Annotated in this window: 10 protein-coding genes; 6 read left to right on the top strand and 4 right to left on the bottom strand. The window is 66.5% G+C overall.

What is annotated here, in order from left to right; translation table 11 throughout:
- Positions 1 to 57 precede the first annotated feature (57 nt).
- From AC1DD3_RS11590 to AC1DD3_RS11575, 4 genes are all read left to right on the top strand, one after another.
- Positions 58 to 291: a hypothetical protein gene (locus tag AC1DD3_RS11590; protein WP_476881694.1), complete on the top strand. Its 234-nt coding sequence runs from the start codon at positions 58 to 60 to the stop codon at positions 289 to 291.
- Positions 279 to 515, top strand: a complete 237-nt coding sequence (locus AC1DD3_RS11585; protein ID WP_476881693.1) for a hypothetical protein — start codon at positions 279 to 281, stop codon at positions 513 to 515. Before AC1DD3_RS11590 ends, AC1DD3_RS11585 begins: the two co-directional genes overlap by 13 nt.
- A 157-nt stretch (positions 516 to 672) precedes the next feature.
- Positions 673 to 1,146 (top strand): DUF4383 domain-containing protein, encoded by a 474-nt coding sequence (locus AC1DD3_RS11580; RefSeq protein ID WP_230117388.1) that lies wholly within the window; start codon positions 673 to 675, stop codon positions 1,144 to 1,146.
- 205 nt (positions 1,147 to 1,351) lie between these two features.
- Complete coding sequence (locus AC1DD3_RS11575) at positions 1,352 to 1,753, top strand: hypothetical protein (RefSeq protein WP_476875898.1); 402 nt, start codon at positions 1,352 to 1,354, stop codon at positions 1,751 to 1,753.
- Between the two features lie 53 nt (positions 1,754 to 1,806).
- Here the strand turns inward: AC1DD3_RS11575 and AC1DD3_RS11570 are convergent, their stop codons facing one another.
- Entirely contained in the window at positions 1,807 to 5,280 is a 3,474-nt protein-coding gene (locus AC1DD3_RS11570; RefSeq protein ID WP_476881692.1) for an Ig-like domain-containing protein, read from the bottom strand.
- A gap of 628 nt (positions 5,281 to 5,908) precedes the next feature.
- Here AC1DD3_RS11570 and AC1DD3_RS11565 point away from each other — a divergent pair.
- On the top strand, positions 5,909 to 6,760 hold the full coding sequence (locus AC1DD3_RS11565; protein ID WP_476881691.1) for a fumarylacetoacetate hydrolase family protein: 852 nt from the start codon (positions 5,909 to 5,911) through the stop codon (positions 6,758 to 6,760).
- A gap of 51 nt (positions 6,761 to 6,811) precedes the next feature.
- A complete protein-coding gene (locus AC1DD3_RS11560) occupies positions 6,812 to 8,452 on the top strand; it encodes an FAD-dependent monooxygenase (RefSeq protein WP_476881690.1) in 1,641 nt (546 codons plus the stop codon).
- A gap of 184 nt (positions 8,453 to 8,636) precedes the next feature.
- Here AC1DD3_RS11560 and AC1DD3_RS11555 read toward each other — a convergent pair whose 3' ends face one another.
- Genes AC1DD3_RS11555 through AC1DD3_RS11545 form a run of 3 tightly spaced genes read right to left on the bottom strand, consistent with a single transcriptional unit; the run spans position 8,637 to position 12,768 of the window.
- Positions 8,637 to 9,788 carry a flavin reductase gene (locus AC1DD3_RS11555; RefSeq protein ID WP_476881689.1) on the bottom strand — a complete coding sequence of 384 codons (1,152 nt, stop codon included), beginning with the start codon at positions 9,786 to 9,788 and terminating at the stop codon, positions 8,637 to 8,639.
- On the bottom strand, positions 9,785 to 11,251 hold the full coding sequence (locus AC1DD3_RS11550) for an MmgE/PrpD family protein (RefSeq protein WP_476881688.1): 1,467 nt from the start codon (positions 11,249 to 11,251) through the stop codon (positions 9,785 to 9,787). Before AC1DD3_RS11550 ends, AC1DD3_RS11555 begins: the two co-directional genes overlap by 4 nt.
- Before the next feature lie 8 nt (positions 11,252 to 11,259).
- The gene (locus AC1DD3_RS11545) at positions 11,260 to 12,768 is read right to left on the bottom strand and encodes a 4-hydroxyphenylacetate 3-hydroxylase N-terminal domain-containing protein (RefSeq protein ID WP_476881687.1); all 1,509 of its coding nucleotides are present in this window, start codon (positions 12,766 to 12,768) and stop codon (positions 11,260 to 11,262) included.
- Between the last annotated feature and the right edge of the window lie 31 nt (positions 12,769 to 12,799).

Here is a 12,799-nt window from a genome sequence, read left to right as displayed (position 1 = left end):
GGGCCCGCCTTGCCGTCGTAGCCGGTCATCAGGCCAAAGCGCGCTCCCCCGGACTGTGTGCTGACCGAACTCTCGGCATCGCCGGCCGAGTCCCAGGCTGTGAACCGGAGGCTGCTCTTTGAATGCGCCGTCACGCACTACGCGTCCATGAACGCCACAGCTGAACAACTGGACGAACTCGATCGACTGAGCCGTAACTTGGCCGAAACCACGGACTGGTGGTCCGACTACTACCAGGCAGACGTGCCGGCGGCGCAAGGCGCGGTCCCGCCGTCGTCGTGGCCCCGCTGATCGCTCTGCAGTGGACCACGCTCACCGAGCTCTATGCCTATTTCATCCCCTACTCGATCGAGCTGCTGCACAAATCAAACTGCGACCACGTCGCGCTCGTGGCAGCCCTGCGCGCCGGCCAATGGGACGAAGCCGAGGTCGCCCGCAAGCACGTGGACATCCTGCACCGGACCATGTTCATGGGCCTGGCCGAGGGCGGATCCGCCTCCTCCTCCCCTGCCTAGAACACGGCCGCCCGGAATGCTCTGGAAAGCCCCTTTATTCCCTGCACAGGCGCGGTTTTCAGGAGTAGGATTTGGGCGTCGGCAGAAGTCCGGCGACTCCTGCCGCGAGGCCGGTTCTCCATCTGAAGAGCCGGTAACCAGCGTGAAAGGCAGACCAATGACTACCGCTTCACACCCCACCGAGCACCACCACATGATGGGGCTGTCCCTCCACAACACCGCCATGGGTCTTGGTGCGGTTTTCCTGCTGGTTGGAGTCCTCGGGTTCATCCCGGGAATCACCACCAATTACGGCGCCATGAACTTTGCCGGACATGAGTCCGGGGCAATGCTGCTTGGAGTCTTCCAGGTGTCCGTACTGCATAACATCGTCCATTTGCTGTTCGGCGCGGCCGGCATTGCAATGGCCCGGACCGCCCAGATGGCCCGCTGGTTCTTGCTCGGCGGCGGCGCGGTCTACGTGGTTCTGTGGATCTACGGCCTGTTCATTGACATGGACGGGGGCGCCAACTTTGTCCCGCTTAACACTGCCGACAATTGGCTGCATCTGCTCCTCGGCGTCGCCATGATCGGTTTGGGCCTCTGGCTCGGCAGGGATGCGATGGAGAGGACGAGGGGAAGCGCCACATAGCGCCACCCACGGTTCTGAATAACCGACGACGGCGGCCGTCCCCCGGGCGGGAAATCTGCACCGGGGACGGTCTGCCCTCTGCGTCCGCGGCTCCCGATGCTGCCTGAACACGGACGCGTATTCCCGGCTGATCCGGACTGGAACGTCACGTTGACGTGGCAGTCGTTCCTGTCCAGCCACCGATCCAACTGGCAAGGAGATCATCATGCTCGGAGAACAAATCGGGGAACTCAACGGCGAGACCATCAGCACGCGGGTTCTGGAAGACACTGGCCGCGGTCCGCGCACCGAAGTGACCGACCATCAGGTCGGCACGCTCTGCGGTGCCCAAGTTGACGTAAATGTCACCTATGTCGGCACGCTTCGCCCCAGCGGCACAGTCGTCGGCAACGGAAACGGATTTGTGGTCACCGCAAGCGGGCAGACAGCCACCTTCACCGGCCACGGTGTCGGTAGCTTCACCGGTCCGGGTCAACTCACCTGGCGGGGTGCATTGTTCTACGAAACGACTTCAGACGAGTTGAGCCGCCTCAACGGGATCGCAGTCTTGTTCGAGTACCAGGTGGCGGACGGCAAGTCCGAAGGCCGCCTTTTCGAGTGGAAGTAGAGCGACGTCGACGGTTCCGATCCTGCCTCCGCCCCAACGCCGGGCCTCTCACGCTATCCGCTAATTACTCCTGTCCGCGCCTTCCAGACCAGCCGGCCGCCGCGGAAATCCGATTCCCGGCCGCCAGGAACGGAGTACTCGTCTGTGACTGGATAGCCGAGCCGGCCTTTCTCCCAGCCCAGCGCCGCCCACTTGGCCCGGATCGCTCCGTGGACCTCATGCGCGCCGGTCTTCGGCGACCAGTAGATCGAAGCCCCACCCGAACCGGAGAAGTGGGTATACCGCCCTCCCCGGTCCGGGGTGCCCATCTCGTCAGTCAGCGGATAACCGAGCGGGCCCTTCTCCCAGCCCATCGCCGCCCACTTGGTCCGGATCGCTCCGTGAACCTCATGCGAGCCGGTCTTGGGCGACCAGTAGATCGAAGCCCCACCCGAACCTGAGAAGTGGCTGTACCGCCCCACCCGGTCAGGAGTGCCTTTCTCGTCACTGGTTGGATAGCCGAGCGGGCCTTTTTCCCAGCCCAGGGCCGCCCATTTGGTCCGGATCCCGCCGTGGACCTCATGCGCGCCGGTCTTGGGCGACCAGTAGATCGAGGCCCCGCCCGAACCGGAGAAGTGGCTGTACTGTCCCGCCCCATCCGCAGTGCCCGTCACGTCGGTGGTCGGATAGCCGAGCAGGCCTTTCTCCGAGCCCAGCGACGCCCACAAGGCCCGGATGGCACCGTGCACCTCATGCGCACCGGTCTTCGGCGACCAGTAGATCGAGGTCCCGCCCGAACCGGAGAAGTTGCTGTACCGCCCCACCCCATCCGGCGTGACCGTCACGTCGGTGGTCGGGAAGCCGAACGTGCCCGTGGCGCCGCCCGCCGCCTTGTAGCTGTTGTAGATCGCTGTATGGACCTCATGCGCACCAGTCGCCGGTGACCAGCAGATCACCCCGCTGACGAAGTCCTGGCACTTTCCATCCGCGACGGCGTACTGTCCGGTGAGCGCGCGCCCGAGGGACGACGCGGGGCGGCCGGCACCGATCTGTTGTGCCTTGACTGCGATTGGGTCGTCGGTGCCGTTGCCGGTGAGCATCACCTTCAGCGCGCCTTGGCCGTCATCGGTGGTGATCAGATAGAAGGTGTCCTGTGTGCCGGCCTGCCCGAGGGCGGTCGGCGTGAAGGTCACGCTCTGGAACGCGGATTCACCTGGCGGAATGGTGAGGCCCTCGGAGATGGGCGCGGTCGTCGAGAAGTCGCCCTGCGGCGCCTTCGCCTTGGTGATCGTCATCGGGATATTGCCGGTGTTGAGGATGGTGAAGTCCGCCGTGGCCGATGTTCCGACGGGGACGTCACCGAAGTCCAGCGAGGGCGGCATCTCCAGATGCGCCGTGCCGGACACGGCGGTCGCGGTCAGCGGCACGGTCACGGAACCGCGGTCGCTGACGATGACCAGCGAGTCGGCCACCGGGTCCGCCGTCGTGGGGCTGAAGGTCACAGACACCGGAACCGACGCGAGGGGTTGGATCTGCTGGCCCGCCACCGGCAGCGTGGTCGGGTCGACGCTAAGCTCCGCGTTGGCCGGCAGGGTGACGCCGGTGATCTCGACGACGGTCGCACCGGTGTTGACGATGTTGACAGTTTGCTGGCTGCTCGTCAGGGTCGGCACGTCAGTGAACTGGAGCGCGGCGGGGGTGGCGCCCAGGCCGTCTCGTGTGCCGACGCCGTGGATGCCCAGGAGCACGGTCTCGCCGTCGGCCGTAGTGACGGTCAGCGTGCCGTCAGCCTGCCCGGGAGCTGTCGGCGAAAAGGTCACCGGGGCGGTCAGGCTATCCCCACTCTGCAGGGTGCCGGTCAGGCTGCTCGAAGCTCCGATCCCGAACGGCGCCCCTGTTGTGACGGAGCTGAGCGTCACCGCCCGGGTGGCTGTGATCGTGACATTGCCGGTCTGGGTGGCGCCCACTTCGGCTGCGCCCAGGTCGGTGTCCGCCGCGCCCACGGCTGCAGTTGTCGGGGCGCCGAAGCCATGCACGTGGCCGTCGCGGGTGCCAACGTACACCCGACCGTTGTCAGTGGCCACCGAGGAGAACTTGGCGGCTGTGCCTAACGGGGCGCTGAACACCTGTTGGAGGGACCCGGTGGTGTCCGGGAGGGCGCGGTAGGCCCGCAGTTCCGCATTGACCCCGGTTGCTCCGGTGGAGTAGACCGCCCAGACGAGGGCGGAGGACCCGTCCGTGCCGGAAGAGGTCACCGCTGGCGCGCCGGAGGTGTACCCGAATGTGCCTGCGGACGTCCCGACGGAGGCGAGCAGGATCCCGCCCGTGCTGGTCGGCACAAGCTTGAACGCGCGCAGAAAACCCCTGTTCTCGACGGTGTAGAGATACCCGCCGTCGGCCGTCCCGAGAAACGCGGGCCGTCCCCACACCCCGTTGTACGGTCCGGCTGCGTCGAGGACTGCATCGGTTCCGCCCGGCCCCTGCGCCATGCCGCCCAGATTGTCCCGGTCCAGCAGGTAGACGTGGCCGTCCTTGCCGACCTGTGCCAGCAGGTGCGGGTGCTCGGCCGTGCCATAGCCGTCAGGGATGGCAACCGGGGCCCCGGAACCCAGGTCGGCGTCGCTCTGGTCCAGCTTGAGGTTGTTGGCGGGGCTGAAGAAGTCGGTTGGGCTCAGGTTGCCGTCGCTTCCAACCTGGACTCTGACCACCGATTCCGCCAGGGTACCGGGAGGCATGTTGCCCGGGCCAGCCTTCGGGGAGATGCCGTTCCCGGTGGCGAACAGGATTTGACCGGGGCCGTCGGATACCAGTCCTCCGCCGGACTGCCAGATCCCGCCCTCCGCGTTGGCGTTCCCTGATTCCGTGGCCCACATCGTTGTCTGCCGTCCGCTCGTGGACACCCCGATGACGTAGCCGACGAAGGGGGTGTAGTCGCAGTGGCTGGCGAAGCCCGCGTACACCACCCCGTCCATAAGCAGCAGTCCGGGCCGCTGCATGGCGGTCATCGCATTGAAGGGGCGGGTCGGATCGTTGGTGGGGGCGCCGCTGATGAGGACGGGGAACCCGGGCCTCTCCGCCCCGGTCACCTGGTCTAGGGAGTGCATGTACCAGTGCGGGAGCTGCGGGCTAGCTCCGTCGTTCGTCTTCGCCAGCAGGAAGACGCTGTTTGTCGCCGCGTCGAAGACCGGAGTGGAGGTGATTCCAATGTTGGGCGTGAGGTCACCGCAGCTGACGGTCGACGCCGGCCAGGCCGGCCCGAGGGAACGCTGCCACTTCGTCTCCCCTGTGACACTGTCCAGCCCGTAAACGGCGTTATTTTCCGTCGCGGCAATCACGGTGCCGCCGACAACGAGTGGCTGGGCGTAGACCTGCCCGTCCACCGCCGTGGAGAACAGCTTGCCGAAGTTCGACGACGAGACGGACGACGGCGAGAGCGTGCTCTCGGTGCTGTCCCACCCGGTCCGAAGCGTGTCGCGGCCAATCGTGCCGACGTCCGCGGCGGCGATTCCGCTGACGGACAGGCCGGCGAATGCAAGGGCTGCCGACAAAAGAGCACTCCACGCGCGTCGGCGCTGCAGCGGCAAAGAGCGCCGCGAGCGTCCTTCTCCCTTCGCGGCCTCGTTATACATTGCCGGCCCCATATGAGGAACCGTGGCCGCCGAAGCGCCTGGAGGACACCTTTGTAGCCGAGGCGCGAGTCAACGCCCCAGTTTCTCGTTGATCGCGCATGTTTGAGACCTGCTTCAGACCGTCGTTGGACTAGGCGCCGTGTCCGGTGCAGCTCAGTGCATCGGGCCCGGTAGTCCTGAGTGGGGCTCCCAAACCACCAACTTCAGGACCATCCCACTGTCAGCGTCGGGCCCTAGGAAAAAGTGGGAGTCGACCCGCAAGACACTCATTCCCACCCCCTAGGAAGGGGGTTGATGCGTCCCAGCCTGGTCCGCCGGAGGTGATCACGTTGGCTGCCGGCCGTAATGCCAGCGGCATCACCGTGGCGAAGCTCGCCGCCGGGCCCTGCTCCTAGGGATTCCACCCACGCCTAGTCAGAATGCGTAAAAGCAAGATAATGTATTCCTTGTCAAAGGATGCACATTCCTCCTGCCCGGCACAGCCGCCGACAGAGAAGGGACTGCGTCACCTCCCCGGCGCGCCGCCGCCGCGAAAGGAACCACCATCATGAACTACGCAAGCTTCGTATCCCCAGACGGCTCCCCCACCTGGGGCATCATCGCCGACGGACGCGCCTACGATCTCGGCCCCAGCGGTGCCAACCTGGCCCGCACGCTCCGCGCCGCCGTCGAGCAGGGCATCTTCGGCACCGTCGGCGAAGAGTTCCGCAACGCCACCTCCCGCGCGGAAGCGGACATCGAGTTCCTCCCCGCCGTCACGGATCCCGGCAAGGTCATCTGCATCGGCGTGAACTACCGCAGCCACCAGGAAGAGTCCGGCAAGACGGAGCAGAAGGCCCCCACCATCTTCACCCGCTTCGCCGACTCCCAGATGGGCCACCTGCAGCCGGCCCAGATGCCTGCCACAACCACCAAGTTCGACTACGAAGGCGAAATGGCCCTGGTCATCGGCAAGGATGCGTTCCACGTCGCCGAAGACGACGCCTTTGACTACGTTGCCGGCTATGCCGCCTACAACGACCTCAGCGTCCGCGACTGGCAGCTCGCGGCCTCCCAGTGGATCCCCGGCAAGAACTTCCCCGGCACCGGCGGCTTCGGCCCCTACCTCGTCCCGGCTGCCGACCTGGGCGACGTCAACGCACTCACCCTCGAAACCCGGGTCAACGGCGACATCCGCCAGAAGGCCTCCGTGGCCGATCTGTACTTCACCATTCCGCAGCTGATCGCCTACGTCACCGGCTTCACCAAGCTCTCCGCCGGCGATGTGATCGTCACCGGCACCCCCGGCGGCGTGGGCCTGTTCATGGAACCGTCCGGCCTGCTCTCGGAAGGGGACGTCGTCGAGGTGGAAATCACCGGTCTGGGCACCCTGAAAAACACGGTGGAACTCGTCTCCTGACCGGCTCTGCTCCCCCGACTGCACTCCTTAAGGAACGGAACTTTGATCGGCATGGACAAAATCATCGAAACAGACGTGGTTGTCATCGGGGCGGGCCCCATCGGCCTGGCCGCGGCGAACCTGCTGGCGGACCAGGGCGTCAACGTGATGCTCGTTGAACGCCATGCCGGGACAAGCGACGAACCGCGGGCCATCAGCGCAACCGACGAGACGCTGCGGGTCATGCAGCAGATCGGCATTCTGGACCGGCTGGCGCCAGAGATGCTCATGGACACGGGCGCCCGCTACTTCGGCCGGAAGGAACAGCTGCTGGCGGAGGTCTACCCCGCGAGCCCTCGGCTGGGCCAGCCCGGCAAGTCGCAGTTCGACCAGCCCGTGATGGAATCACTGCTCCTGGAAGCCGCCCGGGCCCGTCCGCTGATCGACGTCCGCTTCAACACTGAGGCGTTTCGCATCACGGACGGCCCCGGGCACGCGGACACGGTGCTGATCGACGACGACGGCAAGCACACCGTCCGCTCCAAATGGGTGGTGGCGTGCGACGGCGGCCGCAGCCCGGTCCGCTCCCAGCTCGGCATCCCGATGGAAGGTTCCACCCAGGTCCAGAAGTGGATCGTGGTGGACATCATCAACACACCGGGTGAGCCGGAGCGGTTTTCCGAGTTCCACTGCAACGGGACACGTCCCGTTGTGGTGGTCCCAGGGGTTAACGGCCGCCGCCGCTACGAGTTCATGCTCCTCCCCGGTGAGGAGGCCGCGACGGTGACCTCCCCGGAGGCCATCATCAGGCTGATCGCGCCGTTCCAGACGATCGTCGCGGCGGACATCCGCCGCGCTGCCGTCTACGTTGCCCACCAGCGCGTGGCCCTGAACTACCGCGTGGGGCACGTGCTCCTCGCGGGGGACGCAGCCCACATGATGCCCCCGTTCGCCGGCCAGGCCCTGAACGCCGGCATCCGTGACGTCGCCAACCTCGCCTGGAAAATCGCCGCCAACGTCCAGGGCACCGGAACCGATGCACTGGTGAACACCTACCAGGCCGAGCGGCGTCCGCACGCGGTGGACATGGTGCGCCTTTCCCACCGGATCGGCACAGTGGTGATGAACGTCAACCCCTCGCTCACCGCCATCCGCGACGCCGCCATCACCGCTTCCGGCATCGTTCCGGCCGCCAAGGCATGGCTCGCCGGCATGAAGTTCCTCAAGCAGCCGCACTTCACCGACGGCTGCGTGGTGGCCCCGGGCGCCGGTGTCCCGAAGGCAGCGGCCGCGCTGGTGGGCCGCTCGCTGTCCCAGCCGCAGGTCACCCTGCCCACCGGCGACGCCGTCCCGCTGGACGCCGTCCTCGGTACGGGGTGGGCACTCCTGCATTTCCCCTCTGACGGCGGCCCAGCCATTGTAGTCCGGCGCTTGGGCACTGAAGGGAACGGCACTGAGGGGAACGACACTGACGAGACCGACGACGGCGGCTCCCCCCTTGCGCTGTGCGGCGCCACCGCAGTGACCGACACCAGCGGTGCTTTCAAGGCTGTTGCCGGCAGCGGCGTAACCCTCGTGGTGCGCCCCGACCGCTACGTCGCAGCAGCCATCACCCCGGACACCGAGCAGACGGCCTTTGACGCGCTGGCCGCGTATGTGCCGGAGCTGCACCTCCTGCGGCACGCCGAAACAGGAACACCGGCTGCACGCTGACAAATAGACGGGCACAAAGGAGCGGGGAGGCCACGTGGCCTCCCCGCTCTTTTGCTGTCCCAGGCTGTTCCTGTACAAAGTGCAGCCGGGTACAGAACAACTGGTACAGAACGACGGCGGGGCCGCACCCGCCGGGATCGGAATCCCTGGGTGCGGCCCCGCCGTCGGGCTTCGAAGCTGCTGCTTACACCTCGCCGCCGTGGCGTTCGATGACGTCGCTGGCCAGCTGCTTGCCGAAGGATGTGTGCAGGCGGAGGGCCTCCGCCGCCCGCTCGTAGTCGTGGTCCTTCAGCGCCGCCGTGAGCTCGACGATGTGGCTGTGGTCCATCTTCCGGGCCCACTCCTCGCTGTTGAGGGCCTCGCGCCAGACCGTGCCGATTCCGAGGCGGCGGAAGGCGTCGGTGAGCTGGGCGGAGCCCGCCACGCTGACCAGGCGGTTGTGGTACTTCGCGTTCGTCTTGAGGAACTTGTCCAGGGCTTCCTGGCCGCCCTGGCGCAGCAGTGCGAGCTCGTCGGTGAACCGGCTCAATTCCGCGATGTCCTCGTCCGTGAACTTCCCGAAATGGCTGGCGAGGACGCCGAGCTCGATGGTGAGGCGGCCGTCGTAGACACTGTCCGTCAGCTGGCGGGTGATGGGCGCGGGCAGGAATTCGCCCCGGTCCCCCCGGATGACCAGGGATTCGGCCGTCAACTTAACCAGGGCATTGTGGACGTTGTGCGGATCGGACTTGGCCTGTTCGGCGATCTCCACCGGATCCAGTGCCTGGTGCAGCGGGGTGCGGCGGCCCAGCACCCAGTCACGCACGGCGTCGTAGGCCGCGAGCTCCTTGATCCTTTCCAGCCGGCCGAAAGCGCCGCGGAAGTACGCCAGCGGCTCTCCCGCGGTGGCCTTGGCATCCGTAACCTGGCCAAGGAAGACGGTGTGCGTGCCGCCGGTGGGGGTTTCCGCAACCCGGCAGACGATGGTGGCAAGGGCTCCATCCAGCATCGGGACGCCCTCGGCCGACATGGTGACCGAGACGCCGTCGAACTTGTCTCCGCCCTTGCGTCCGAACTTCATGGCGAGGTCGCTCTGGTCCTCGGCCAGGATGTTGATGCCGAACACTCCGGCCTTCAGCACGGCGTCGTGCGTGGAGCTGGAGCGGTTAAGGCAGGCGAGCATCATGGGAGGCTCCATGGACAGCGACGACACGGCCGACGCCGTCGTTCCGTACAGCTCGCCGTCCACAACCGTGGTGATCACCGTGACGCCGCTGGCGAAATGGCCCACGACGTGACGGAAAGCGGCGGGATCGACGGTGATCTCCGCGGTGGGTGCAACCTGGGGTGTATTCATTTCATCCTCCTGGGATTTAGTGCTGAAAAGTCGGGTGTGAAGAGTTTGATGAGGGGTGCCAGGCTGTCCAGCTCCTCAAGGTGCTGGACGAGCCGGACCGCTTCCTCGGCATTCCTGCGAGGGATCCTGCCGCCGAACTCGGCATTGGCGTAGTACTTGTCCAGGATCTCCGTCTCGCTCATCGGGCTGGCGTAGATGTCCCCCTTGGGCACGTCCGTCCTGGTCCTGAGCACGGAACCGTTCCGGAGCCGCAGCTCCACTTCGGCGGTGAGCGATTCCGCCGGCGGCAGCGAATCAACCAGCCGGATCCTGTCCAGCAGCCGCTGCAGGCGCGGATCCTGCATATGCTCCAGCGTGAGGTGTTCCGGCCGGACCGTCTTGTACATCAGGGCCGTGGCGGCCGTGAAACGGATGCTGAAGGCGCCGGAAACCTCCGGGCAGTCCCCGACCACGAACGGCTGGCCCACAAAACCCTTCAGGGTCCGGGGGGTCACATGGATGAGGACATCCTCGATCTCATCCTCATTGAGCCGGTTCTCGGTGGCCAGCCGCACGCAGGCGTCCAGTGAGGGGTGGCTCGCCCGGCACGAGGACCACGGCTTGATCACACAGTCCGCATAGAAGGCCCGGCCGAGACCGCGGGTCACCTTGCCGGGCGCCGGTGACGCGCAGTACATGTCCAGGAACCCGTGCGGACCCGCGATGGCGTCCGCCGGCCCGGTGAACCCGGCCTGCGCCAGCTCCGCGGACACGATCGAGTTGCGGGCGGCGAACGCGATGGGCAGTTTGAACGCGAGGGTCTGGTCGAAAATGTTGGCCACGGTTCCGGACAGTTGGTTCACCGCGATTCCCAGCGCGTTCCGGACCTGGTCCGCGTCCAGCCCCATGAGCTTGGCGGCGACGGCGGTGCCGCCGAGGCCGTTGACGGTGCCTGTGTTGTCCTGGCCGCTGTAGACGTCAAAGCCCGACGCCGCGGCGAGGCGCGAGGTGAGGTCGTCCCCCAGGATCAGTGCGGTGAGCAGGTCCCGGCCCGAGGAGCCCTGCTGCTCGGCGACGGCCAGGGCCACCGGAACCGTGGTCCCGCTGATGTGGGCGGCCGACTGCGTCTGGTCCTCGTATTCCGCACCGATCGGCTCGAAGTCGTAGGACCGCATCATCACGGCGTTGACCATCGCCGCATTGTGCGCCGGGAGGCGGATGCCGTGGACCAGCACCCGCGATTCCGGCGCGCCGCCCCAGCGGCGGGCGAGGTCCAGGACGGCGCCGTTGCCCTGGGCGCGGTGGCCTGCGGCGATGTTGCCCAGCGAGTCGATGATCCGGATCTTGGCCCGGGCCACGGTGCCGGCGTCGAGGGCCTCGAAGCTGGTCTCTGCGACGTGCCGGGCCACTGTGCCCGCCATGTTTTCAGTGCCGTTTTCGAGGCCGTTTCCGCGGCCGGCGGCCTCTGCTATTTGCGCTGTCATGGCGGAACCTAGCCCCGCGCCCCAACGGCGATCCGGTCACTGGCGGACGCGGCAGGAAAGCCGTCGTCCGCAGCGGGGATGCCGTCGATTTCCTCGAACATCGCCTTGTAGGCGCCGGTTTCCCCGGCGGCCTGGGCCTTGCGGTGGTCCAGGGCGCGGGCGCGGCCGATGCTGCCAAGATAGAAACGTTCGTAGAGCTCGATCCGGCTGCCCAGTGCCGAGCCGGCGAAGTCCCAGGCGGTGCGCATGATGCGGGCGCGTTCCTGGGCGCTGATGCCGTTCGCGCCGGGCAGGTACTTCTTCAGCAGCGGGCCCAGGCGCGGATCGTTGAAGGCACCGCCCGTGGGGGTTGCCAGCAGGTTGTGCGAGCCCATGGATTTGATGATTTCGTTGATCCGGATCATCCAGCCGGGCATGATGGCCCGCAGCGAGCTGATGTCGTCATGGCAGAAGAACGCTCCGCCGCCCCAGTCCGAGGCCCGCATTTCCGCGGAGTGGATGGCCGCGCGGGTGAGGCGCAGGTAAGTGTAGATCTCGCCGAGCATCGCGCCGACGTCGGGCTTGTTCTCGGTGCCGGTCACCTTGGCGATCTGCGTGCACAGGTCGTAGGCGAACTCCAGCTTCACGGCGGCGCGGATGGCCGTCTGCTGCTGCGTGTTGCCGGACGCGGTGCCGGCGTTGATGGAGTTGTAGACGTCCAGGTTACCGTCGATGAACACGCGGTCCCAGGGCACCAGGACGTCGTCGAAGATGATGACGGCGTCCTGCTCGTCGAATCGGGCAGAGAACGGCTTGTCCGCTACATCGGCGTCCACGCCGTAGTGGTCCCGGCAGACGGCGACGACGCCCGGCGTGGCCACCGGTATGGCAAAGGAGATCGCGTACTCCTCGAAGCCCTTCTGGATGGGTACTGCGGGGTAGACGTACAGCTCATCGGCAATCGGCCCGAGGGTGGCGAGCATCTTGGCGCCCTTGACGATCAAGCCCTGCTCGGTCCGCTCCACCACGCGCAGGGTGAGTTCCTCGTTCATGCCCTGCAGTTCGCCGACGCTCTTGTCGATCGCGGCATGCACGATGGTGTGGGTCAAAGCGAGGTCCTTTTCGATCACTTCGCGGTGGTAGGCCGCCAGCCGCTGGTGGTACACCGGATCCCCGGAGCGGTCGAAGATGTCCTTGCGGGACACATGTCCGGCCAGGACCACATTGACGTAGTCCGGCGTGCGGCCCAGCATGCCGTTGGAGTACCGGGCCAGGCGGTCGAAAGCGCGATGCCGGAGTGCGATGTCCTCCGCGTTCTTCGGCAGCGAGAGACTCACATTCATGGCCTCGCCGGTCTCCGGATGCGTGGTCAGGCAGTCCGCCGCGTACTTGTGCTGGTAGTCGAAGTAGCCGGCCATGCCTTCGACAGAACCCTTGAAGGCCGGGTGTTCCAGGACCGAGATGCGTTCCGAGCCCAGCCATACCTCGCGGCCGTCATCCAGGCCCCGCTTGTACTCTGCTCCGGTGCGTGCTGTCACTTTGAACTCCTTCTAGGCTGGCACCAGTGCT

It is taken from the genome of Arthrobacter sp. 05T444 (assembly GCF_056395905.1).
This window is presented reverse-complemented; position numbering and strand designations above follow the sequence as displayed.

What these genes read in the sequence shown, in the direction of transcription:
- AC1DD3_RS11580 (WP_230117388.1), top strand. Translation starts at nt 673, where the DNA reads ATGACTACCGCTTCACACCCCACCGAGCACCACCACATGATGGGGCTG.
- AC1DD3_RS11575 (WP_476875898.1), top strand. Translation starts at nt 1,352, where the DNA reads ATGCTCGGAGAACAAATCGGGGAACTCAACGGCGAGACCATCAGCACG.
- AC1DD3_RS11565 (WP_476881691.1), top strand. Translation starts at nt 5,909, where the DNA reads ATGAACTACGCAAGCTTCGTATCCCCAGACGGCTCCCCCACCTGGGGC.
- AC1DD3_RS11560 (WP_476881690.1), top strand. Translation starts at nt 6,812, where the DNA reads ATGGACAAAATCATCGAAACAGACGTGGTTGTCATCGGGGCGGGCCCC.
- AC1DD3_RS11555 (WP_476881689.1), bottom strand. Translation starts at nt 9,788, where the DNA reads ATGAATACACCCCAGGTTGCACCCACCGCGGAGATCACCGTCGATCCC.
- AC1DD3_RS11550 (WP_476881688.1), bottom strand. Translation starts at nt 11,251, where the DNA reads ATGACAGCGCAAATAGCAGAGGCCGCCGGCCGCGGAAACGGCCTCGAA.